Source organism: Acidobacteriaceae bacterium (assembly GCA_028283655.1).
Classification (GTDB): domain Bacteria; phylum Acidobacteriota; class Terriglobia; order Terriglobales; family Acidobacteriaceae; genus Granulicella.
The window spans coordinates 334082-355555 of the sequence record JAPWKE010000001.1; the positions used below are offsets into that span (position 1 = coordinate 334082).

Annotated in this window: 22 protein-coding genes; 12 read left to right on the forward strand and 10 right to left on the reverse strand. The window is 61.0% G+C overall.

Going from position 1 to position 21474, the window contains the following annotated elements; translation table 11 throughout:
- Positions 1–5 precede the first annotated feature (5 nt).
- Positions 6–239, reverse strand: a complete 234-nt coding sequence (locus PW792_01480; protein ID MDE1160598.1) for a hypothetical protein — start codon at positions 237–239, stop codon at positions 6–8.
- 77 nt (positions 240–316) lie between these two features.
- Between PW792_01480 and PW792_01485 the strand changes: the two genes are divergently transcribed.
- The 10 genes from PW792_01485 (at position 317) to PW792_01530 (ending at position 10009) form a co-directional block, all read left to right on the forward strand.
- A complete protein-coding gene (locus PW792_01485; protein ID MDE1160599.1) occupies positions 317–925 on the forward strand; it encodes an aminodeoxychorismate/anthranilate synthase component II in 609 nt (202 codons plus the stop codon).
- A gap of 450 nt (positions 926–1375) precedes the next feature.
- Complete coding sequence (locus tag PW792_01490; protein ID MDE1160600.1) at positions 1376–2191, forward strand: nuclease; 816 nt, start codon at positions 1376–1378, stop codon at positions 2189–2191.
- A gap of 81 nt (positions 2192–2272) precedes the next feature.
- Positions 2273–4222, forward strand: a complete 1950-nt coding sequence (gene glmS, locus PW792_01495) for a glutamine--fructose-6-phosphate transaminase (isomerizing) (protein ID MDE1160601.1) — start codon at positions 2273–2275, stop codon at positions 4220–4222.
- Between the two features lie 96 nt (positions 4223–4318).
- Complete coding sequence (locus tag PW792_01500; protein MDE1160602.1) at positions 4319–4930, forward strand: hypothetical protein; 612 nt, start codon at positions 4319–4321, stop codon at positions 4928–4930.
- Between the two features lie 26 nt (positions 4931–4956).
- The gene (locus tag PW792_01505) at positions 4957–5802 is read left to right on the forward strand and encodes a serine/threonine-protein kinase (protein MDE1160603.1); all 846 of its coding nucleotides are present in this window, start codon (positions 4957–4959) and stop codon (positions 5800–5802) included.
- An 84-nt stretch (positions 5803–5886) separates the two neighbouring features.
- Entirely contained in the window at positions 5887–7095 is a 1209-nt protein-coding gene (locus PW792_01510) for a hypothetical protein (protein MDE1160604.1), read from the forward strand.
- 247 nt (positions 7096–7342) lie between these two features.
- A complete protein-coding gene (locus PW792_01515; protein ID MDE1160605.1) occupies positions 7343–8296 on the forward strand; it encodes a putative phage abortive infection protein in 954 nt (317 codons plus the stop codon).
- Between the two features lie 92 nt (positions 8297–8388).
- A complete protein-coding gene (locus PW792_01520) occupies positions 8389–8652 on the forward strand; it encodes a GlsB/YeaQ/YmgE family stress response membrane protein (protein MDE1160606.1) in 264 nt (87 codons plus the stop codon).
- Between the two features lie 127 nt (positions 8653–8779).
- The gene (locus tag PW792_01525; GenBank protein MDE1160607.1) at positions 8780–9343 is read left to right on the forward strand and encodes a lipocalin family protein; all 564 of its coding nucleotides are present in this window, start codon (positions 8780–8782) and stop codon (positions 9341–9343) included.
- 45 nt (positions 9344–9388) lie between these two features.
- The gene (locus PW792_01530) at positions 9389–10009 is read left to right on the forward strand and encodes a periplasmic heavy metal sensor (protein MDE1160608.1); all 621 of its coding nucleotides are present in this window, start codon (positions 9389–9391) and stop codon (positions 10007–10009) included.
- Positions 10010–10078: 69 nt separating this feature from the next.
- Here the strand turns inward: PW792_01530 and PW792_01535 are convergent, their stop codons facing one another.
- From PW792_01535 to PW792_01550, 4 genes are read right to left on the reverse strand one after another with little or no spacing between them, the layout of a single operon-like run.
- Positions 10079–10906: a response regulator gene (locus tag PW792_01535; protein MDE1160609.1), complete on the reverse strand. Its 828-nt coding sequence runs from the start codon at positions 10904–10906 to the stop codon at positions 10079–10081.
- A gap of 30 nt (positions 10907–10936) precedes the next feature.
- Positions 10937–11479: a zinc ribbon domain-containing protein gene (locus tag PW792_01540; GenBank protein MDE1160610.1), complete on the reverse strand. Its 543-nt coding sequence runs from the start codon at positions 11477–11479 to the stop codon at positions 10937–10939.
- The gene (locus PW792_01545) at positions 11476–11799 is read right to left on the reverse strand and encodes a hypothetical protein (protein ID MDE1160611.1); all 324 of its coding nucleotides are present in this window, start codon (positions 11797–11799) and stop codon (positions 11476–11478) included. Before PW792_01545 ends, PW792_01540 begins: the two co-directional genes overlap by 4 nt.
- On the reverse strand, positions 11796–12434 hold the full coding sequence (locus PW792_01550; GenBank protein ID MDE1160612.1) for a sigma-70 family RNA polymerase sigma factor: 639 nt from the start codon (positions 12432–12434) through the stop codon (positions 11796–11798). The genes PW792_01545 and PW792_01550 overlap by 4 nt, the downstream gene beginning before the upstream one ends.
- 160 nt (positions 12435–12594) lie before the next feature.
- On the opposite strand from PW792_01550, the gene rlmB reads away from it, so the two are divergent.
- On the forward strand, positions 12595–13407 hold the full coding sequence (gene rlmB / locus PW792_01555) for a 23S rRNA (guanosine(2251)-2'-O)-methyltransferase RlmB (protein ID MDE1160613.1): 813 nt from the start codon (positions 12595–12597) through the stop codon (positions 13405–13407).
- 5 nt (positions 13408–13412) lie between these two features.
- Positions 13413–15431: a hypothetical protein gene (locus PW792_01560; protein ID MDE1160614.1), complete on the forward strand. Its 2019-nt coding sequence runs from the start codon at positions 13413–13415 to the stop codon at positions 15429–15431.
- 18 nt (positions 15432–15449) lie between these two features.
- On the opposite strand, the gene PW792_01565 is transcribed toward PW792_01560, so the two are convergent.
- The 5 genes from PW792_01565 to PW792_01585 all read right to left on the reverse strand — a co-directional run bounded on the left by PW792_01565 (position 15450) and on the right by PW792_01585 (position 21461).
- Entirely contained in the window at positions 15450–17060 is a 1611-nt protein-coding gene (locus PW792_01565) for an AsmA family protein (protein MDE1160615.1), read from the reverse strand.
- 17 nt (positions 17061–17077) lie between these two features.
- Positions 17078–17875, reverse strand: a complete 798-nt coding sequence (gene lepB, locus PW792_01570) for a signal peptidase I (GenBank protein ID MDE1160616.1) — start codon at positions 17873–17875, stop codon at positions 17078–17080.
- Between the two features lie 161 nt (positions 17876–18036).
- Complete coding sequence (gene lepB / locus PW792_01575) at positions 18037–18729, reverse strand: signal peptidase I (protein MDE1160617.1); 693 nt, start codon at positions 18727–18729, stop codon at positions 18037–18039.
- Positions 18726–19568, reverse strand: a complete 843-nt coding sequence (rnc, locus tag PW792_01580) for a ribonuclease III (protein ID MDE1160618.1) — start codon at positions 19566–19568, stop codon at positions 18726–18728. The genes lepB (PW792_01575) and rnc overlap by 4 nt, the downstream gene beginning before the upstream one ends.
- Before the next feature lie 30 nt (positions 19569–19598).
- Complete coding sequence (locus tag PW792_01585) at positions 19599–21461, reverse strand: tetratricopeptide repeat protein (GenBank protein ID MDE1160619.1); 1863 nt, start codon at positions 21459–21461, stop codon at positions 19599–19601.
- Between the last annotated feature and the right edge of the window lie 13 nt (positions 21462–21474).

The window sequence follows — 21474 nt, forward strand, 5'->3', positions numbered from 1 at the left end:
GTCTGCTACTCGCGTTCCTGTTGCAGCGCCCACCACACGCCCGCAGCAATTTGCCCTGCGCCGATCGCGCGAGTCAACCCCGGCCGTTTCGCAAGCCACTTCATGGAACGCCGCCAAACCTGCGGACCCTTGTTCCATGCCGTCGCGTCCGTCTCCGGATGGATCAGCGCCATCACGCCATCGCCGATCAGTACCATCGCCGCAAAATGTTTCGTTCGTTTTGGATCAGTCAGCCACATGCTTAGGTAGGACTCTGGCTTGGCCTGCGTCGTTGCCCTGCGCGATTCACATCGCCGCGCATACAATCAAAACTGCGATGGTCTTTGTTCTCGATAATTACGACAGCTTCACCTACAACCTCGTGCAGTACATCGGCGAACTTGCGCCCGGCGAAGAGATCGTCGTCAAACGCAACGATGAGCTCACGCCCGACGAAGTCATCGCTCTGCACCCGGACCGCATCCTGCTTTCGCCCGGCCCCTGCACCCCGCAGGACGCAGGCATCCTGATCCCTCTGCTCCAGCGCCTCGCAGAGCTGCCAAAGAAGCAGCAGATCCCCACGCTCGGCGTCTGCCTTGGCCACCAGGCCATCGGCGCAGCCTTCGGCGGAGACGTCGTCCGCGCCCCGAACCTCATGCACGGCAAGGTCTCGCAGGTAGAGCACAACAAGAAGGGCGTCTTCGCGGGCATCCCTCAGCCCATGACCTGCACGCGTTACCACTCCCTCATCGTGCGTGAAGATACGCTGCCGGACGTGCTCGAAGTCACCGCTCGCGTCGCCGCCGACGGCACAGCCGCCGACCCCGGCACGATCATGGCTCTCCGCCACAAAACGCTGCCGATCGAAGGCGTCCAGTTTCACCCGGAGTCCGTCCTCACGGACCACGGCAAGCAGCTCATCGCCAACTTCCTCAAGCAGAAGTAACCTAAGCAGGGCAAGCCGAACGATTCGGCAGCGAGGGTAGTCAAAGTGGCCCGCAATTCTATGGACACTTCGAGAAGATCCTCACCCTCTATCCAAAGCTCTCGCTGGATGCGGGTTCCTCTGAAGTCGTTTTTCACCGCCAGATCTTTCCGTAGCTATTAGCCAGGGAAGTCCCTTTCCTCCAGCGGAAGCCATCTGCTTCCACCATCAACCACACCTATCCATATCTCGGCTTCACGACATGTGGTAGCCGGATGCTTCTGCGAGCCAGCGTCCTCGTGGCGAAACGTGGCGCCCTTGGCGTCGTGGCGTCTTCTTTTCTTCTCCTCGCCACAAATCATGAGCTTCAGCCCGGTGAGGCCTCCGTTCTACACTTCTTTCATGGCCGTCGCTGCTCGAATCCTTTCTTTCTGCCTCTTCACCTGCGTGACTGCCTCGGCCCAGCAACCCATGGGAACCATGAAACTTTCGGACGCCACACTCACCGGCTCCATGCAGGTACAGGGCACGCGCGCCGTTCTTCTTTCCAGCACCAACATCACCGCGCTTGACCACACCGCTCCCATCACGCTCTCGCGCGGAGGTCAGTTGCTTGTATGCACCACCTCGCAGCTTCATCTCTTCCATAGCGGAGCAGGGCTTGGTCTCCTCTTTGGTCTTGATCGCGGCGCACTCGAACTACGGACGTTTTCGAACCCGAAGGACGTCGTCTTCACGCCCGATATTCGCTTCACCACCGTCTCTCCCGGTAGCCTCGACCTCCGCCTGCGCGTCACGCGCTCCGGCGATACCTGCGTCGACAACCACGGAGCCACCTCGCCCACCCTGCTCCTCACCTCGACGTTTGGCAACGCCACCTACCGCGTCCTTCCCGGCCAACATGTCCTCTTCGAACACGGAGATCTGCACCAGGTCGTCGACCGCGAACGCTCCAACTGTGGCTGCCCGGAGACCGCGCCTTCCCGCCCGTTGCCACCAAACGCCACCGCGGCCGAACGTGCTGCGGCTGAGCACCCGTTCCCCGAGGCCGAAAGCCAGGACCTTACCGCCTCCCCTCAGAACCCCGCGGCCTACAGCCGGGCCCCGAACACCGCCATTCTCAGTTACGACGCCAACGATCCGTTCACCGGCAAAGCCGTGCAGCCCGATGCGCCAGCGACCGCCGCGCCAGCGCCAGCCCCGGCGGCACCCCCACCCCCGCCCCCTTCGTACAATTTCTTCCACGTCGTCGGCCGCTTCTTCAAGCGCCTCTTCAGCCAGGACTAGACCGCTCTCGCCATTCCGCGCAACATCCTCACCGCACTTGCATCTACACTCCAAGAGACAGTTAGGAGTCGCCCCAAACATATGTGCGGAATCGTCGGATACATCGGTCCCAAGGCTTGCGTCCCCGTAATCATGGAAGGCCTCGCGCGCCTCGAATACCGCGGCTATGACTCCGCAGGTATCGCCGTCGCTGGCGGCGGCCACCCGCTGCAGCTTCGCCGCGCTCCCGGCAAACTCCGCAACCTCGACGCCATCCTCGCCAAGGACCCCGTCGAAGGCACCTATGGCATCGGCCACACCCGTTGGGCCACGCACGGCCGCCCCACTGAAGAGAACGCCCACCCGCACCGCGACGGCACCGGCACCCTCGTCGTCGTGCACAACGGCATCGTCGAAAACTACCTGAAGCTCAAGAACGAACTCATCGCCAAGGGCCACAAGTTCACGTCGGAAACCGACACCGAGATTATCGCCCACGTCATCCAGGACGAACTCGAACTCGCTGCGGGTATGCCGCCGCGTCTCACCAACACCGACGCTGCTGACTCCAACACCTCGCAGGCCGTCATCATGGGCCAGCTTCCCCAGAGCCTCTCGCTCGAAGAAGCCGTTCGCCGCGCCGTCAAGCGCCTCACCGGAGCCTTCGCCATCGGCGTCCTCTCCGCCGCCGAGCCAGACAAGATGGTCGCCGCCCGCATGGGCCCGCCCGCAGTCCTCGGCCTCGGCGATGGTGAGTACTTCCTCGCCTCCGACGTCCCCGGCATCCTCCACCACACCCGCGACATTTACTTCCTGCAGGACGGCGAAGTCGCCGTCCTCACCAAGCAGGGCATCACCCTCACCGACTTCGACGCCCAGCCCAAGCCCCTCACCCCGCAGCGCATCACCTGGGACCCCATCCAGGCCGAAAAAGCTGGCTACAAGCACTTCATGCTCAAGGAGATCAACGAGCAGCCGCGTGCCGTCCGCGACACCACCCTCGGCCGCGTCTCGCTCGACACCGGCAAGGTCTTCCTGCCCGACATGAAGATCACCGACGACGAGTTCCGCTCTGCCACCGGCATCACCATCGCAGCCTGCGGCACCTCGTGGCACGCCGGCCTCGCCGGCAAGTTCATGATCGAACGACTCGCTCGAATGCCCGTGGATGTTGACTATGCGAGTGAGTATCGGTATCGGGATCCGATTCCAGATGCTACGAATCTGGGCTTGCTGATTACGCAGTCGGGAGAGACGGCGGATACCATTGCGGCGCAGCTGGAGCTGATTGCCAAGGGCTCTAAGACGCTTGCTATCTGCAATGTAGTCGGTTCGGCGGTGACGCGGCTGGCGGCTGGAGTGATCACGACGAACGCTGGTCCGGAGATCGGAGTGGCGTCAACGAAAGCTTTCACCGGGCAGCTTACGGCGCTGTTTACGCTCGCTTTGCACCTCGCACAGGTGCGAAATACGGTCAATTCTGCAGAAAGCCTGCATCTGGTAACCGAACTTTCGCACGTTCCTGGCAAGATTGAAACGATTTTACGCACGGTTGACGATCAGTGCTGCGAGCTGGCCAAGCACTTTTCCAACGCCCGGGACTTCCTCTTTCTGGGCCGTGGCATCCACTACCCGATCGCCCTTGAGGGGGCGCTCAAGCTGAAGGAAATCTCCTACATCCACGCCGAAGGCTACCCCGCCGGCGAAATGAAACACGGCCCCAACGCCCTGATCGATGAATCCCTGCCTGTCGTGTGTATTGCGACTCAGGACCCGAACGACGCCAGCTCCGTCCTCAAGTACGAAAAGACCCTCTCGAACATCCAGGAAGTCACGGCCCGCTCCGGCCGCGTCATCGCAATCGCGATCGAGGGTGACGACCACATCTCCCAGCTAGTCGAACACGTCATCTACATCCCCCAGAGCCACGAGCTGCTACTCCCGATTTTGGAGGTCGTCCCGCTTCAGTTGCTGGCATATCACATCGCTGTGCGTAGAGGCTGCGATGTTGACCAGCCGAGGAATCTGGCGAAGAGTGTGACGGTGGAGTAGGCTTAATTCGTTATGGCGAATATTATTGAGCGGTGCCAGCTGAATGAGTGGGGAGTTTCGAGCCGCATACGACGCAGAGGGCCAGAGAAGGATCTCGTGGATTGGTTCCTCGATGTGATGCCAATCGACGTTCCGGAGGGGTGTCGCCTGAGCATCTTCGAGGAGCCCAGAATTGAATCTGGTTTCCCGGATTTGGTGCTTGTTATCTGGGATGAGAGTGTTACCGAGGCGTGGCATCATTCTCGAAAGGCGCTAAAAGCTGTCGATTTATCTGTTCTTCATTGTCTCTATCAGATGAAACGAGCTACTGGTTTTGAGATAGAGAAGCTTTTGGCATGTTCAGTTGACGAAAGCCTCGAACGCTTGGCAGCTGCTGACATGATCGACATCAGGAAGGGTAGTTGCTCGGTGAAGCCGCTGCGCGAAATTTTTGCTGTCCGCAGAATCATCGCTATCGAGGCGAAAGTTTCTGCCGTCTCTTCTGGAATGCATCAAGCCGCGTTGAACACTTGGTTCGCACACGACTCAATCCTTCTCCTACCAGAGGAGCCGCAACATCTACAGACGGGAAGCCGAGCGGAAGATATGGGCATCAGTATCTTTGCCAGAGCAGTCGGTAATGTGCTAAAACCAGCATCATCCTTCGAAAAACCCGTTTCATATGCCTCATGGCTATTTAACGAGTGGGCCTGGAAAGCGACTTTGTAGTTAGGAAGGTTTAGACTGCTCGCGATATGCCATTTGATGTAGCTTGGGTTTCGAGTTATTTCCCTGAGCTTTCCCTAGTCGAGTTGATCGGCGCGGGGGGACAGAAGATAGTATTCAAAGCCCAGCATCCTACGGATGGATGGGTGGTGCTGAAGATCATCGATCAACGGCAAGACCCTGTTGAAACTGAGCGGGAAATTCTGGCCGTTTCAACTATAAATTCTCCACGTGTACCCTCGATTCACGAGCATGACACGGTTACGACGCCGCTAGGACATAGTGTCTGGATACGCGAGCATTACGTATCTGGAACGACTGTTGCCGACGTCATAAACGGCGCGCCACTAACCCTAGATGAATGCTTGAGGATGATGAGGCACCTTCTAGAAGCTTTGAAGGGTGCCGAGTCAGCAAACATCGTTCATAGGGACGTGAAGCCCGCCAATATTGTTCGCGACTTGAATGGAGACTTCTGGTTACTCGACTTTGGTATTGCAAGGCACTTGTCCTTGGCGTCCATAACGGCAACTGCCAGTATCTTCGGGAAGTTAACTCTGGGCTACGCTCCGCCCGAGCAAATGCGAAACAACAAGCCGTTCATCGATGTTAGATCGGATTTGTTTGCTCTTGGCATCACGGTCGTGGAATGTATTACTGGGGAGCATCCATTCTGGGTGCCGGCGCCTGCCAGCAATCTAGAGGTCGTGAAGCGTGTCGAAACCCAAGCGGTAGTGCTGGACTTTGGGCCTTCGCCAAAAGCGAAGGCGTTCGAGCAACTCATAAGCACTTGCATCCAAAAAAGACGAGACCTAAGGCCCCGCTGTGTAGATGATGCGTTAGCTTGGTTGGACTCTGTGGAAGCTACGGTCTAGCCCAAAATGGATGTGTACCTTCACGATGGCATGTGGCTCCGCCGCAGAACGCTCAGTACCTCGAAAGTGCTTGGGAAATATCTTATGAATCTAAAACTTCAATTCGGTTTCGGGATGATGGATCATTCCCGTAATTTGATCGATAGCTGGGGTGGCGGGAATGTCATTTTGTCACCTCGAGACCTGACCTGTGAACAGTTGGAGCGATTCAGTTCTGACATTCGTGGATTGAGAGGCGGGAGCGTTTGGCTTGATCCACAGTTTTATGTGCCACGAGCGGACCACGAGAGATTGTGCTCGCATGATTACTGGCCATCAGATTTCGAGACAGGCATTTTTTGGCAGGGAGCTAATCTGCAACGGCTAATTCAAAAGCTCGACGAGCTAAATACGAAGCTCAAATCGGCTGCTTTCGTCTTGCCGGGTATGCTGGCTAAACCAATCGATGAAGATTGGTTTGTAGCCCAAGAGGCGGTAATAGAAGAGGCTCGTACGATCAAGTCCGGACGGCCTTTGATCTGCACTATAGCGCTTTCGGACGATGCGGTGAAAGATGTTAGCCAAGTAGGTGAATTACTTGAACGAGCAGAAACGTGGAAGGTTGATGGCTTTTACGTCGTTGCCCAACACCCGAGTGACGCGTACTTAGTTAGTGATCCGATTTGGCTCGCGAACTTGATTGATTTATGTGCTGGTCTGAGGCTTCTTCGAAAGTCAGTCACGTTGGGATATTGCAATCATCAAATGCTTATCGCTTCGGTAGCTAAAGTTTCAGCGATTTCTTCTGGCACTTGGATGAACGTGAGAACCTTTCCGCCTGATAAATTCATTGTTCCCGTTGATGATGAAATACGTCAGCGAACGAAATGGTATTACTGTCCGCAAGCCTTGTCGGAGTATAAGATCCCGTTTCTTGACGTTGCACAGCGGCAGGGTATTTTGGAATCGATGAAGCCTGATCCCGCGTTGGGGAGTCAGTATGCAGATATTCTCTTTACGGGAGTGCAGCCCACCACAGTAAAGGCCTTTTCTGAGCAGTCAGCGTTCCGTCATTATTTGCACTGCCTTCATTCTCAATCGCGCGGATCAAGCAAGAGCACATTCCAAGAGACGGTCGACTCTCAGCGCTTCTCTCTTGATGCTGCAGAGAAGTTACTCGCTACTCTCCGATCAAAAGGCGTCTTTGGTGGAATGCGAGATTATAGTGATGCATTGGACGCAAGTCGCTCCGCCATTCAGGTAATTATTAGCCTCCGCGGACCGGTCTTATCGAGAGCGTGGTCGACTCTCTAGATCGCATTGGTTGGTGGTGAGGCATCCATAAATTCGGGCTCTCACTCATGGTGGCATGGGTAGATGAGATTCCCTCAGTCCTAAGATCATTCCGCTGCGCCACCTGAGAAAACTCTGGACTCGTCGACATGGCGCCATCCTGCTCGTTCGCAGAAACCGGGCTCAGTGCAGGGGAACCCAGCGAGGGCACCCCTGCGCAATCCGGTAGCTTCTCGCTCGCGGCATCGCTAGAATCGGCCTCAGACTCATGTGGGGAAAGCCTAAGAAATTCTCGAAACGCAATAGCTTCTCGCTCTCCAACATTGAGCCAGTGGTGGAGGTGCTGCTGCTGCTTTGCGGTATCGGCGCGGTGGTGGGGGTGTTTTTCTCGTCCACGGTGCGGCACTGGATTCCGCTGGCGCCGGATTTTGCGGCGAAGCTGGGTGAGTTCTCCTCGGGGTTCTTTGGGCCGATCTTTTCGCTGATCAGCGTGGTGCTGCTGGTGTTTACGCTGCGTCAGCAGCGCGCGTCGGTGGTGCAGCAGGGGTTTGCGAACAAGTACTTCGTCATGCTGGAGATTCATCGCGAGAACGCGAACCAGATTTCCTGGCGCAAGACGACCGGGCGTCGCGTGTTTGTGCTGATGGTGCGGGAGCTGCGGTGTGCGATTCCGTACATTCGCGAGGTGGCGCGGGTGCAGGGGCGGTTGCTGACGCAGCGGCAGGTGATCCACATTGCGTATTACTGCTTCTTCTATGGGGTGGGGCCGAGTTCGGCGCGCACGCTGACGATGGCGCTGAAGCGGGACTTTGATCTGCCGCTGATTGAAGAGGTGGCGCGGGTGTTGGGGCATCCGGCGACGAAGCAGGAAGTGAAGGAGCTGCGGGACTTTGACTTTGAGCCGTTCAATGGCCACCAGTCGCGGCTGGGGCACTACTACCGCCACCTGTACCAGTTGGTGAGCTATGTGGACGAGCAGGAGTCGGACCTGAACAAGTACGACTATGTGCGGACGGTTCGGGCGCAGTTTTCGACGCATGAACAGGCGCTGCTGCTGCTGAACAGCTTGTGTCCGCTGGGGCGTAACTGGTGGTCGAAGCGGTTGATTACGAAGTATCGCCTGGCGCGGAACCTGCCGAGGAACTTCTTCGACAAGGAGACGGAGCTCAATGTGGAGACGCTGTTCGAGGGCGACTACTTTGAGTGGCAGGATAACGACTAAGGCTGCGGTGGCGATTTTCTTTCGCGATTTTTCTAGCTAACGGCGCTGGCTTCCGATAGCATCCAGCCACTACGCAGTACAGGAGAGTCGCTATGGGGCATGGGATTATTGCCTGGATCATTATTGGCGTTGTGGCAGGCTGGCTGACCGGCAAGATCATGCGCGGTTCAGGCTTTGGGTTCTTTGTGGACATGATCGTCGGTCTGCTGGGAGCGGTTCTTGGCGGCTGGCTGTTTATGCATCTGGGCGCGGGCGGGGTGAATGAGCATGGGCTCATCATGAGCATCATCATTGCCACGATCGGGGCGGTGATTCTTACCTTGCTGTTCCGGCTGGTGGCGGGGAGTAAAGACTGAGGGCGGGATCTTCGCCTTTTGAGGTATTTGAGAAACCCACTGTCGACGGCGTCGGCGGTGGGTTTTCTGCTGGGTAGGAAGTCCTGGCGACGACGCTTTTGGGCGGCTTCGCATCATAATGATGCATATGAGACGGACGAGCGTGGTTGCGGTGCTGGCGATGGTGGGAGCCCTTTGGGTGGGGCAGGCGTGCGCGCAGGCGCCGAAGGCTACGCTGGAAGAGAAGCGTTTGCTGGCGACGTGGTTTGAAGCCGCGCGGCTGCCGGCGAAGTTTGAGAAGTCGTGTGTGTCGAATCCGGTAAGTCTGATGGCTCGTTCGGATAAGCAGCGACAAATGCGCTGGTTGTGGGTTTGCACGGATAAGGAAGGCAATACCAACACGCATACGATGATGGCGACGGCGAGTAAGGCGATGGATGGGACGTACAAGTCGTCGTTTCTGTTCGTGTTTCACCGGACGTTTCGGGTGGTGGCGATTGCTGACGATAACTCGTGGATGATTCTGGGCACGAAAAACCATAAGAGGCTGTGGCTGTTCACGGCAAAGCCGGTGGTCGATGCAGAGACGTTGGAGCAGATGAAGTCTAGGGCGTCGGCGGCTGGGTTTGACGTGAAGAAGTTGATGAGCCAGCCGCAGACTAATCCGCCACAGTCGCCTCGAAACGAGAACGGCCTGGCAACCGTCTCATAGGTCACAGGGGACGTCACAAGATTCGTTCGTAAGGAGAAGTAGACCGTGAAGACTCGACTGATTCTGGCAACGGCGGCATTGACCGCAATGGCCACCGCTGCATCCTGGGCTCAACAGCCCACCCCTGGCACTCCCGCGGATGGCCCGAAGGGGCCGCCTATGGCTGGACAGCATGGTCCCAGGCCCGGGATGGTGAAGATGCGTGGCCGCATGGATGGCGGTTTCGGCCGGGGAACACACTTCGGTATGGACCGCGCCTGGTGGAAGGACCCGATGCTGGCGGAGAAGATTGGCCTGACGCCTGCGCAGGAGAAGAAGCTGGACGATCTTTCCCTGCAGGGTGAGCTGAACCTGATTCATCTGCGCGCGAGCGTGGAAGAAGATGAGTTGCTGCTCCGGGTTACGCTCGAAGCTCCTACGGTGGATGAAGGCAAGGCCGATGCGCAGATCGACAAGGTTGCAGAGGCGCATGCTTCGGTGGAGAAGGCCGAGGCGCACCTGGCGATCGGGATGCGCGGAGTGCTGACTCCGGAGCAGTGGAAGAAGATGCATGAAGAGCCGGGGCCGATGATGATGAAGCGTCCCGGAGCGCCGATGCACGGTGCTCGCAAGCATGGCGATGGTGGTCCGGGGATGCCTCCTCCGCCTCCCGCTGCGGCGCAGTAAAGGCTGTTCGCTAAGACAAGAAGAACGCTCCCGCTCTGGCGGGAGCGTTTTCTTCTTGTGCGTTCGAGGCTAAAGGTTGAAGAGCTCGCGGAGGCGTTTGGTTTGCGCGCGGGAGACAGGAACCTCGGTCGCGTCCTTGTCGTCCATCTTGAGCTGGAAGCTGGAGTGGAACCACGGCATGACTTCGTGAATGTGCTGGATGTTGACGAGGTAGGAGCGGTGCGCACGCCAGAACTGATCGGGGTCGAGCTGGTCGGCTAGTTCTTCGAGCGTGCGGCAGTTGGAGTCGCCCTTGCCTTTGCTGGTGATGACAGTGATGGTGCCACCTTCGATGGAGGCAAAGCAGACGTCGCGCTGGTCGATGAGGAGCAGGCGACTGCCGGAGCGAAGCACGACTTTGCCGGAGCGTGAGGATGGTTGCGAAGCGCTCGTCTGCTGCTCTTCCACCATGCGCAGCAGAGCGTCGAGCTTGGCTTCGGCGGACATCTGCGGCTGGGCCTCGTTGGAGGCTTCGACGACGAGGCGTGAGCGAACCTTCTCAAGAGTTTTTGCGAGGCGTGTGCTGTCGAAGGGCTTCAGCAGATAGTCGACAGCGTTGACCTCGAAAGCTTTGACGGCGTACTGATCGAAGGCTGTGGCGAAGACGATCTGCGGGAGCTTGTTCTGCGGATCCTGTGCGATGAGCTTTTTGAGAACAGCGAAGCCATCGAGGCCAGGCATACGCACGTCGAGGAAGAGGACGTCCGGCAGATGCTGGCGAACGAGTTCGACGGCTTCGATGCCGTTGGAGGCTGTGGCTACGACGTTCACTTCGCCTGCGTCTTCGAGCAGGAACTGGAGCTCCTGGCGAGCGAGCGCTTCGTCGTCAACGATAAGAATTTTCAGTGGAGCGGTCATGCGTTCGGCTTGATTCTACGCCTTTGCAGGCTAGTCGCCGTAGACGCGCAGGCGGGCTGGAGCGCCGTCTTCTGCCAGTGTGTGTCCGCACTGAATGCAGTAGGCGTCGGTGATCTTCACGCCGCGATGGCAGACGCCGCAGACGGGGGCCACCTGAAACTGGCACTGCGGGCAGAAGTTATAGCTGGCAGCCATTTCGGTGGCGCAGTTGGGGCAGTGCTGCATGATCGGCTGGCGCAGCATGAAGTACACGACGGCACCGATGCCGCCGGGTAGAACCACGCAGACCAGCATCCAGAGGCCGGGTGACATGCCACGACGGCGGACATCGCGGCTGACGTAGCCGAGCAGAAGGGCGTAGCTGGCAAACAGTGCGCCCCAGGTGTAGCCCATGAGCAGACGCAGGGGCAGCATCTCATGCCGGTGGTGCGGGAGCACGCCGTGGAAGATGTACTGCGCGAGAGCAAAGAGAGCGACCGCGAGGGCGATGGACCAGGCCGGAATGAAGCGGAGCTCCTGATCGCCTGCGGGGGTATCGTCCTGCGAGTGAGGATGGTTCCAGTCGGGGTTCATCGACTATCCCCTCCATCGCGTGCAAGGCGTTCGCGACGCAGCCAGACGGAGCCGAGGATCGCTGCGGTTATGGGCAGCGACCACACGAGCATGATGAAGAGCTGGTCCGAGGAGTCCGGCATCCCGGTGGAGGCGGTGTCGTAGTTGGCGGCGAGCATCCAACCGGCGTAGCAGACGCCGAGCAGAAGCGGGCTGAAGATCATGAGCGGCAGCCAAAGGCTGCGGCGGCGATCCCGCTGCTCGCGCATGGTGTTCGCTTTTTCGCGGATGACGCGATGCGTACGGTTGACGACGGTGCTGCGTGCTCCGGTAGACATCATGCGCGACCGCCTTCCTGGCGTATACGCTGGCCGCGAAGGTTCATCAGTTGCGGCTTGAGCGCAGCAAGGCCGCGATAGAGGCGCGATTTGACCGTGGAGAGCGGCGCTGCGGTCACGTTGGCGATCTCTTCGAGAGAAAGCTCTTCGTGGAAGCGGAGGGAGAGCACTTCGCGGTAGCTGGGCTCGAGCTTCAACAAAACTTCTGCGAGCTCGGCGGCGTCCTCGCGGCTTTCAAACTGGGCGAGCGGGGACGGACCGTCCTCGGCGATTTCAAAGGGCCGCTCGTCTTCGCCGACGTCGCGCATCTCGTCGAGCGAGCTCATGGTGCGCTTGCGCGAGAGGTCGATGACCAGGTTGCGCGCGATGGTGAAGATCCAGGTGTCGAAGCGGGCTTTGCCGTTGTACTGTGCGCCGCGGCGCAGGACGCGAATCCAGACTTCCTGAAAGAGGTCTTCGGCGACTTCGCGCTTGCCGGTGAGGAACATGAGGTAGCGCATCAACCGGTGCTGATAGAGCTCGATCAACTGGTCGAGCAGTTCAGGGTCCTGCCGCTTCAGGCCACGGGCGATCGCTGCGTTCTGGCGCTGGGTTTGCGCAACGGTAGCATTGGCCGAGATGGTGAGCGTGAGCTTCATAAGCAGGGAAACCGGGTGCAGCTAACTTTCTAGACGACAATTTCCAACGGAAAGACTCGGTGGATTTTGCAAAAAAGTTCGGCAGAACCATCGTACGCCGGAGGCCGGGGCAGGCAAAGGCATTTCCGCGGGGGAGGTGGGGAGCGACTATCATCGGGAGATGGACGTTTTGTACGGCATTCACCCGGTAGAAGAGGCGTTGCGGGCCGGTGTGCGGCAGGTGGACCACCTTAGCGTTGCCCGGGAGCGGGAAGCGCGCCGCGACCCCCGGATGGAACAGATTCTGGACCTGGCTCGGCGGACGGGCATCCGCGTTACGGCGGAGTCGCGCGATCAACTGACGCGTCACTGCAAGACCGATGCGCACCAGGGCATTGTGGCGTTTCTGCGCGAGCGCAAGTTTCTGGCGCTGGAAGACCTGCTGGACCAACCGGCTGGCCCGCTTGGGCACCAGTTCTTTCTGGCGCTGGATGGTGTGGAAGATCCGCATAACCTTGGCGCGCTGGTTCGCTCTGCCGATGGCGCGGGCGTGGACGGCATTATCGTGCCGGACCGCCGGTCGGCGCCGTTTTCGGCCGTTGTGTCGAAGACTTCGGCGGGTGCGAGCGAGCATGCCCGCGTGGCCCGCGTGACCAACATTACGCGTTCGCTGGAGCAGATGAAGAAGCGCAATATCTGGGTCGTCGGGCTGGATGAGCGCGGCACGCCGGCGTACTCGGACTTCGACTTCAAGCAGAATGTCTGCCTGGTGCTGGGCTCTGAGGGCACGGGCCTGCATGATCTGGTGAAGAAGACCTGCGACCATCTGTTGAGCATTCCGATGCTGGGCAGCGTGTCTTCGCTGAACGTTTCTGTAGCCGGTGCTGTGGTGATGTATGAGGCCCTGCGGCAGCGACGGGGAAGTGCGGGCGGTGCCGTTGCGGCGCCGGTTGCGTCCAAGAAAGAGCGGCCTCGCAAAGGGCTTGGCTCGTAAAACTCATGTCACAGGCAAACTACATCTGGTCGCAGCGCGTTCTGCTGGGCGCGTGGTTGGTGGCGGCTCCGCTGCTGGCTCAAACGTCGCAACAACAACCTACTCCGCAGGCGGTTCCGCCAGCTTCGGGCAAGCAGCCGCAGGTGCTCTTTGAGCGCCACGGCGATTCGCCGGAGCCGGACTCAGATCGCAAGCCGCTGGTCGCCGACGAGGCGGTGCCGGAGGTGACGGCGGCGCAGCGGACGGCGATTGCGGTGCGGTCGTACGATCTCGACGTACACGTGGTGCCTGCGACCGGGGACTTTGCGGTGCATGGGCGGATCGTTGTGCGGAACCGCAGTCTTGCGCCGCTGACGCTGCTTCCGCTGCAGGTATCTTCGTCGCTGCACTGGGATTCTGTGGCGATTCTGACGGCGGCAGGACAGCTTGTACCGTTGAAGCTGGTGCAGCATCGGTTGGAGACGGACGCAGACCACACGGGCTTTGCGTCGGAGGCCGTGCTGACGCTGGAGCATCCGCTGGCTCCTGATGCGACGCTGGAGCTGGATGTCTTGTACTCCGGCACGGTGGCGGCGAACGCGACCCGGCTGGAGCGGATCGGCGCGAGCAAGGAGCAGGCTGCGGGAACGGACTGGGACAGTATCGATGTCGACACCGTTGCGCTGCGCGGCTTTGGGAACGTGCTGTGGTATCCGGTGGTTTCGCCTGCATTGTTTCTCGGCGACGGGAATAATCTCTTTGCGGCAGTAGGCCATGCGAAGTTCGCTGGCACCACGACGCCGGTGCGTCTGCGGCTGGCGCTGGAGTACAGCAGCGATGCTCCTGCCGTAGCGTACTTTGCAGGCAAGCCCGCGACGTTTCAGCTGCTGAGCAACAACGCGGCGGACCATGATGCTCGTTCGGGTGGTGTGGCCGTGGCGGAGTGGAAGCTGCCTGCGGCAGGCTTCCGCACGCTGAACCTGTTTGTGTTTTCGAGCAAGCCGCTGACGCTGGTGCGTGCGGTGGACCAGAAGGCTTCCGCGCAGTTCTCTTCTTCCTCGGAAGCGGAGAGCGAGAGCGGAGCGCCGCTGGTGGATGTGCTGGGGGTGGAGGCGAAGGTTGCGCCGAAGCTGGCCGTGATGGCTCGCAGCCAGGTGCCTTTGCTGAACGAGTGGCTGGGACCAAAGCCGATTATGCCGCTCACTCTGGTGGAGGAGCACACCCAGCCGTTTGAGGATGGTGCGCTTCTGGTCGGCCCGGCGAACTCGTTCGCGGTTTCCGGCAGCGAACCGATGCTGGCCTATAGCCTGACGCGGGCGTGGGTGCAGACCGGCGATGCGTGGATCGATGAAGGGCTGGCGCAGTTCTTTGCGCTGCTGTCGATCGAGCGCGAGCGCGGCCGCGATGATGCGATCGCCGAGATGAATACCTTGCTGCGTCCGCTGCCGATCGGTGAGCCTGCGTTCACTTCTGCTGCAGATGTGGAGAAGGCCTCGCCGGGGCAGCCGCTGATCGCGGCGACCGAAGAGGTGTTCTATCGCCGCAAGGCTGCGGCTGTGTGGTGGATGCTGCGCGAGCTTGCGGGGCAGGAGGCGTTGAGTGCGGCGCTGGGTAGTCTGCGCACTCTGCCTGCGAATACCGATGCACGTGCACGGGCGCTGGCGTTTGAGAACAAGCTCGAAGCGGTCTCGCACAAGGACTTTGGGTGGTTCTTCCACGACTGGGTGCTGAACGACCTGGGCTTGCCGGACCTGACGCTGGTGGATGTGACACCTCGTCCGCTACCCGCAGGCAAGGGTCATGACACGGGCTGGCTGGTGGCGGTGACGGTGCGCAATGACGGCGCGGCGACGGCGGATGTTCCGCTGACGATTCGCTCCGGCTCGGCTACGTCGACGAGGCGGTTGCGCATCGCGGGCTTTACGACCGTGACGGAGCGCGTGCTCGTCCACACGGAGCCGTCGGAGGTGTTGCTGAACGATGGCAGCACGCCGGAGGTTCGCACGTCGTTTCACTCCCGCCAACTGCACCTTACGACTCAGTAAGGTGCAGGGCCGAAGCTATTAGCGTTTGTGCGTGGCAGGCTTGTGTGCGGTAGCAGCTGGCTTGTTGAGTGCGCAGCTTTGAGCTGCTCCCCAGGGGCGCGCGCAGGTAATGTCGACGGCGCTGGGGCTGCCTGCTTCGGGTACCAGTGGCGCGAGCGTGTCTTCGAGGATAGGCAGCGAAGCTGTGGCTGAGTCGAAGACGGTGCGGCTGGCTGTGCCATTGGCCCGCAGACGATAGCCGCAGGCTGTGATCTGGCCGGAGAGCAGCACGCTGCTGTCGGTATCCAGACGAACCGAGGTGGGTGCGAGAACGAGCGAGTTCACGCAGGCCGGGTCGTCGGCAGAGGATGTGTTGCGCGTGGCGTGGAAGAGCAGTGCCGCGGGCTCGCCGGCTGCATCGCCGGAGGCGTGGGGCAGCGTTACCGTGGCTGTGCCGTCCCACAGACGCGTCTTTGCCGGGCGATCGAAGTGCAGGGAGACTGTGCCTGCAGGAGAGGCGACCGGGATTCGCTGCGAGAAGAGCCGCAGCCAGTTGAAGAGCGTTCCCATCTGCATCTGATCGTCATCGATGTTCAGCGGAGCGTTTTCAAGCTGGCGCAGATCGGTGGCCTCGCTGGTGAGTACGAGCGGATGCGTGTCTCCGTCGGGCATGGTGCAGGCGGAGTGCGTGAGCAACAGCTCGGGGATGTTGATGCCGGTGGCGCAGTTCATGGTGACGTCGAGCATCTGCGCGGGAACGAAGTCGGCGCGGCGCAGTTCGTCGAGCGTGAGCTGCGTCTTGAGCGTGGCGTTGTTCAGGTGGCCGGTGACGTTGACGTCGAGGTGCAGGGTGCCGCGCCAGTTGGCGTCTTCGCCGGTGAGCAGGCGGCTGGCTTCGCCGAGCGGAGCGTCATGCCAGCTTGCCTTCAGGTTCACGGGAACTTCGCCGAGCGTGCTGGCGCGTTCGAGGGCGCCTTCGAGGCGCATGATGCCGGTGCCGCCGACGTTTTCGTCCGTGCGCAGCGGCTTGGCGACGAGCCGCACCTGCCACTGTTGCGGCGAGGGCAGCCAGAGAGCAAAGTCGGCTTCGTTGAGTGAGAAGGGAAGCTTTTCTTCGCCGAGCTTGAAGTTGACGCGTGCGCCGGTGGCTTCGATGTAGGGGAAGCGCGGGTGTTCGCCGGGGGTTTTCTGGCTGGTGGGCGCAGCGTCCACATTGGCGGCGTGCATCAGGATGTCTTCGAGGTTCCAGCGGCCGTCGGCGTTGCGTACAAGGTTCACGCTGGGGTTGACGAAGCGGACGCGGGAGAACTCGACCTGCCTGCGCCAGAGAGAGGAGACGCGAAGCTGCGCATCGACTTCGTCGGCGCGGATGGTGGGTTCGTTGCCGAAGGCGGGGTCTTCGTTTACGACGAGGTAGTTCAGCGTGAAGCCGGGCGTGGGCAGCAGATGAAGCTGCACGCTTTCCATGCGGACGCTGCGGCCAAGGCTGGCGGAGATGCTGGTGGAGATGCGTCGCTGCAGGCGGCTGACGTTGAGCAGTGGCGGTGTCAGCGCCAGAATGGCGACAAGCGCAACCGCGCCGCCACCCCAGAGGAGGCGGCGGCGGAGCTTGCTGGGACGTGTTGGAGAGGAGGTGTGTGCGTCAGCCATGAAACGGTAAAAGTGTCCTAGCGCACGATGTGGAACGTACGGCTCCAGCGTGTGCCGTCGAAGATGTGAAGGAGGACGTGGAACATGAAGCTCACGCGATCACCCATGCCGGTCTTGTCTTCCTGATCGGCCGGGGTCTTGAACGACCAGTAGACAAACATGGGGCGTCCCATGATGTTCTCCTGCGGCACGAAGCCCCAGTAACGGCTGTCGAGGCTTTCCGTACGGTTGTCGCCCATGGCGAAGACCTTGCCCGGAGGCACGACGAGATCGTCGCCCTGGATGGCCTGCGGCAACTCTTGACGCCAAACTTCGGTGAGCTGATCGTCGATGGTCGGCGCGATTGCGGGGAAATCGTCCCGGTAGGGGTTATAAGCGTCGCCGAAGTTGCCGTCGTCGCGTGGCTTGCCCGCGTAGGGCTCGTTCTGCGCAACTCCGTTGACGTACAGGATGCCGTGACGCAGATGGATATGATCGCCGGGGATGGCGACGGCGCGCTTGACGAGAATGAGGTCGGGGATTTCCGGGTGCGGCTTCAGGAAGACGATGATGTCTCCACGCTGCACGGAGCGGTAGTGCACGAGCGGCATCCACCTGGTGCGGGGAGCGAGCGTGACGCGGTCCACGACGACGTGGTCGCCGATCAACATCGTCTTTTCCATCGAGGCCGAAGGAATCTCGAAGTTCTGGAAGATGAAGCCCATCACGAAGAGGCCCACGACGAGCACGGTGCAGATGGAAGCAAGCGCTTCGAGCGGCGTCTCGGTCGGTTCGTCGGACTTCTTATGGCCTGCAGCGGCGTTAGCTTCGGTCACAGCTTCCTGCGAGCGATTGGCGGAGGCGATGTCAGTGTGCTGGCTCAACGATTCTCCCAGGGTATTGCGCGCCGTATTTCTGTGCGCGCACACGCCTTCTGAGTGTATCGCGGAGGGCGGCATCTCCCAACGCGAAAGCTTTGTGGAACGGGCATGCGCCCTCAGCGGATGCGGTGGAAGCCGTGGCGGAGACCGCGCACGCGCTGAACGAAGCTGGTGCCGGGAGAGGTCGGGGTGCTGAGGTAGACGAGAATCGGCCTGGCGACAAGGTTTTCGCGCGGCACGAAGCCCCAATAGCGGCTGTCTTCGCTCTCGTTGCGGTTGTCGCCAAGGACGAAGTAGCTCTGCGGCGGCACGGTAATTTCGTTGTCGCGAAGGTTGGCGCGCATCTGCTGCCACCACGCCGGGGCGACGTTGGGGTCGAGCTGGCGAAGGGTGGGAAAGTCGTCGCGGAAGGCGTCAAAGCGCGAGGGCTCGTAGAAGGCGTAGGGCTCGGTGAGCGGGGAGCCGTTCACCAGCACCTGTCCGTTGTGCAGGCGGATGCGGTCGCCGGGGACGCCGATGATGCGCTTGACGAGGTCGACGTGCGGGTTGCGCGGGAAGCGGAAGATGGCGAGGTCGCCGCGCTGCACGGTGGTTGACGGCAGCAGCCAACGCCAGGGACCTTCGCTGGCAAACGACTGCTTGTCGCCGAGCACGAAGTCGCCGACGCGGAGCGTGGGCTGCATGGAGCGCGAAGGGATGCGGGTGGGTTGCAGGACAAAGGTGACGGCGAAGATGGCGATCACCAGCAGCTCCAGCAGCGAGCGCACGATCAGCGCGACTCCCGGTCGCTGATGGTGCGCGGCGTTCAATCCGCCGTCCCGGAGGCCGTGGGTTGCCAGGCGTCGAGCGCCAGTTGAGCGGCGCGTTGCTGGGCTTCGCGCTTGCTGGTGCCTTCGGCCTGTGCGAGCGGGCGAGTGGCTGTGCCGTCGGTTTCGATTCGTACTTCGATGGTGAAGGTACGGGCGTGCGCGGGGCCTTCCTGCGCGATGTCGACGTAGCGCAGACGGCCGGCGTTCTCGGCCTGAACACGCTCCTGCAGCACTGTCTTGGCGTCGCGCAAAGCGCCTCGGCCCCCGGCTTCGAGAGCTTTTTCGATGCCTGCTGTTTCGGGCTCGAGCAACAACTTTTCAGCGAGCTTGCGCACGGCGGCCAGAGGGTCCATGCCGCAACGGCCAGCATCGAGATACATGGCGGCGATGACGGCTTCGCTCGCATTGGCGAGCAGCGCCGGGCGGTCGCGCACGCCGGAGGCCTCTGCACTGCGCCCAAGCTGGAGAGCGGGAGCAAGGTCAAGCACGGCGCCGAGTTCGGCCATGCGTTTGCGGCTGACGAGCGCAGAACGAATGCGGGTGAGCTCGCCTTCATCGCGCGTAGGGAAGCGTTCCAGCAGCAGTTGGCTGACGACCATGCCGATGACGGCGTCACCGAGAAACTCGAGCTGCTCGTTGTCGGTGCCGGGCTCGTTGCGCTCCACGTGCTCGAAGTCGCCGCGCGCCTCATAGACATGCGAGCGGTGCGTGAGGGCGAGGGTCAGCAGGCCGAGATCGGCGAAGGTATAGCCCAGCCGGGTTTCCAGAGCCCGCAGTGCTTCGGAGCCCGTCTTGCTGCGTTTTGTTGGTGCGCGCTTCGCCACGTTTTTGACTGCCACATTTCTTACTCTAAGGCGGAAGTGGCCTGATTACTTCGTTGTGGGGGGTGGCTTGTAGGTTTCCTTTTCGGCCTTGCCGGTCGGGTCGAAGTCTTTGTCGTCGTCGTCGCCGGGCTTTGCCTGTGTTGCCCTGGTCGGGCCGGGGCCTCGCTGGGGCAGGGCAAAAGGTTTGGCGACGCCGGACTCGGCGGCTTCCTTGGTGTCCGAACGGCTGTCGCGGTTTGCCAGAGCTGCTTCATACTCGGCGACGGCTTTCTCGCGGGCGGGCGGCGTCATGGTGTCGTACATGCGACCGAGGTAGATGTGCGACCAGGCAAGGGTGCGCGGATCGTGGCTGAGCTTGAGCGCATGCTGGAAGCCCTGCTGGGCTTCGTCGGCTTTGCCCTTCATCAGGTCGAGCCGTGCGAGCACGTAGGTGGCACGGCCTTTGTCGCCGCCGGGCTTGCTCAGCTCGGCGCTGGCGAGTTCAGCAGCATCGTCCAGCTTGCCCGTAGCCATAGCCATCTCGGCAAGGTCGATGCCGGTCATCTGGCGGCGAATGCGCGAGGGGCGAAGCGGGTCGGTCGAGGCAGTCTTCGCGAAGACGATGTTCTTCGCGAGGTTCATCTCGTGCTGGATGTCCATGCCGTAGATCATTGGCGCCATCTGTTCGCTGAGGCTGGTGCCGCTGCCGTTGAGCGCGTCGAGGGCCTGATAGAAGTAGCCCGTTAGCACCCATCCCTGGGTTTCATCGAGTTCTACGAGCCGCTGGCGTTCGATCGCGGTCTGGCGGTCGTACGCGCTGCGGAGCTGCACGTAGTTGTCGTCGTCGACGCGGGAGTGCTGCACGCCGTGCGGACGTTGTGGCTCGGGGCCGGCGATCTTGAACATGCGAGCTTCGATGGCCTTGATGAGGCACTCGGTGAGCAGGGCCACGGAGTCGCTCTTGTAGACGAAATCCAGCGGAGCATCGGCCACGGCACGCAGAATGGGCTGCATGCGCTCCATCGCTGTGCCGCGGCTGTAGATCATCGGCTCGACGAGGTAGTGCAGATAGATGTGGCGAATCTGGTCGAGATGTACCGGAACCTTGTCGGCAGGTACGTTCTCGGGCGAGGTCACGATGATGTAATCGTTGCCGTAAATGCGGGCGTTCGTGAGCGCGGGCGAGAGCATGGGCTCCAGCAGCACGAGGAAGCGGCGGCCGTCGTAGCTCGAGACCGGCAGATGCAGAAAGATGTTCGTGTCGAGGACCGTTGTGGTCATCGGATCATGCACGCGCTCGACGAGCGCTTCGTACTCGGCGCGGTGCTGCAGCCAGATGTAGTGCAGGTTGATGTCCGAAGCGAAGGCGCGGAGGCGCGGAAGAACTTCGGCGACCTGTGCGGCCTGCGGCGGCAGCTCTGAGAGCTCGACGTTGGGCTGGAGCTCCGGCGGAGGAGAGAGGTAGAGCGCCAGCGACACGTACTGCCCGACGTTCAGGCCGGTGTCGTTGAGGCGATGGAGATTCATGTACTGGCAGAGCGCGTCGCGGCTGTCGCGTGCGGCTGCGTTCGTCATCAACGCCTGGTTGATCTCGTCGCGCACCTTGGCGCGGACGGGCATGCTCTTGTCCAGATCGTAGTCGTACCCGCAGACGTTCAGCGCGACGCCCAGATCGAAGAGCGGTTCGCTGACTTCGAGCGTGATGGACGCGCCCCCGGCCCGGACCTGCGCTGCGCGCGGGCGTGCGGTGGGGTTGCTGTCATCCTGGGCCTGGCTCTGGGGCGAGGAGGACGACGACGAGGACTGCTGCGTCTGTTCCTGCGCGAGTAGCACGCCGGAAAAGGCGCACATCGCCAGAACTGCGGCGGGCAGAAGAAGAGCGGTACGCGGGAGGCGGGGGAGAGAAAGCACGGTACGGATTAGACGCACAAACAAAGTCTAT

Bases quoted from the DNA above. Each gene is read 5' to 3' on its own strand.
- PW792_01565 (MDE1160615.1), bottom strand. From the start codon at position 17,060: ATGGCTGACGCACACACCTCCTCTCCAACACGTCCCAGCAAGCTCCGC.
- PW792_01480 (MDE1160598.1), bottom strand. From the start codon at position 239: ATGTGGCTGACTGATCCAAAACGAACGAAACATTTTGCGGCGATGGTA.
- PW792_01505 (MDE1160603.1), top strand. From the start codon at position 4,957: ATGCCATTTGATGTAGCTTGGGTTTCGAGTTATTTCCCTGAGCTTTCC.
- PW792_01550 (MDE1160612.1), bottom strand. From the start codon at position 12,434: ATGAAGCTCACGCTCACCATCTCGGCCAATGCTACCGTTGCGCAAACC.
- PW792_01485 (MDE1160599.1), top strand. From the start codon at position 317: ATGGTCTTTGTTCTCGATAATTACGACAGCTTCACCTACAACCTCGTG.
- PW792_01540 (MDE1160610.1), bottom strand. From the start codon at position 11,479: ATGAACCCCGACTGGAACCATCCTCACTCGCAGGACGATACCCCCGCA.
- PW792_01545 (MDE1160611.1), bottom strand. From the start codon at position 11,799: ATGATGTCTACCGGAGCACGCAGCACCGTCGTCAACCGTACGCATCGC.
- PW792_01525 (MDE1160607.1), top strand. From the start codon at position 8,780: ATGAGACGGACGAGCGTGGTTGCGGTGCTGGCGATGGTGGGAGCCCTT.
- PW792_01510 (MDE1160604.1), top strand. From the start codon at position 5,887: ATGAATCTAAAACTTCAATTCGGTTTCGGGATGATGGATCATTCCCGT.
- PW792_01520 (MDE1160606.1), top strand. From the start codon at position 8,389: ATGGGGCATGGGATTATTGCCTGGATCATTATTGGCGTTGTGGCAGGC.
- rlmB (MDE1160613.1), top strand. From the start codon at position 12,595: ATGGACGTTTTGTACGGCATTCACCCGGTAGAAGAGGCGTTGCGGGCC.
- PW792_01560 (MDE1160614.1), top strand. From the start codon at position 13,413: ATGTCACAGGCAAACTACATCTGGTCGCAGCGCGTTCTGCTGGGCGCG.
- PW792_01535 (MDE1160609.1), bottom strand. From the start codon at position 10,906: ATGACCGCTCCACTGAAAATTCTTATCGTTGACGACGAAGCGCTCGCT.
- PW792_01515 (MDE1160605.1), top strand. From the start codon at position 7,343: ATGTGGGGAAAGCCTAAGAAATTCTCGAAACGCAATAGCTTCTCGCTC.
- glmS (MDE1160601.1), top strand. From the start codon at position 2,273: ATGTGCGGAATCGTCGGATACATCGGTCCCAAGGCTTGCGTCCCCGTA.
- PW792_01490 (MDE1160600.1), top strand. From the start codon at position 1,376: ATGGGAACCATGAAACTTTCGGACGCCACACTCACCGGCTCCATGCAG.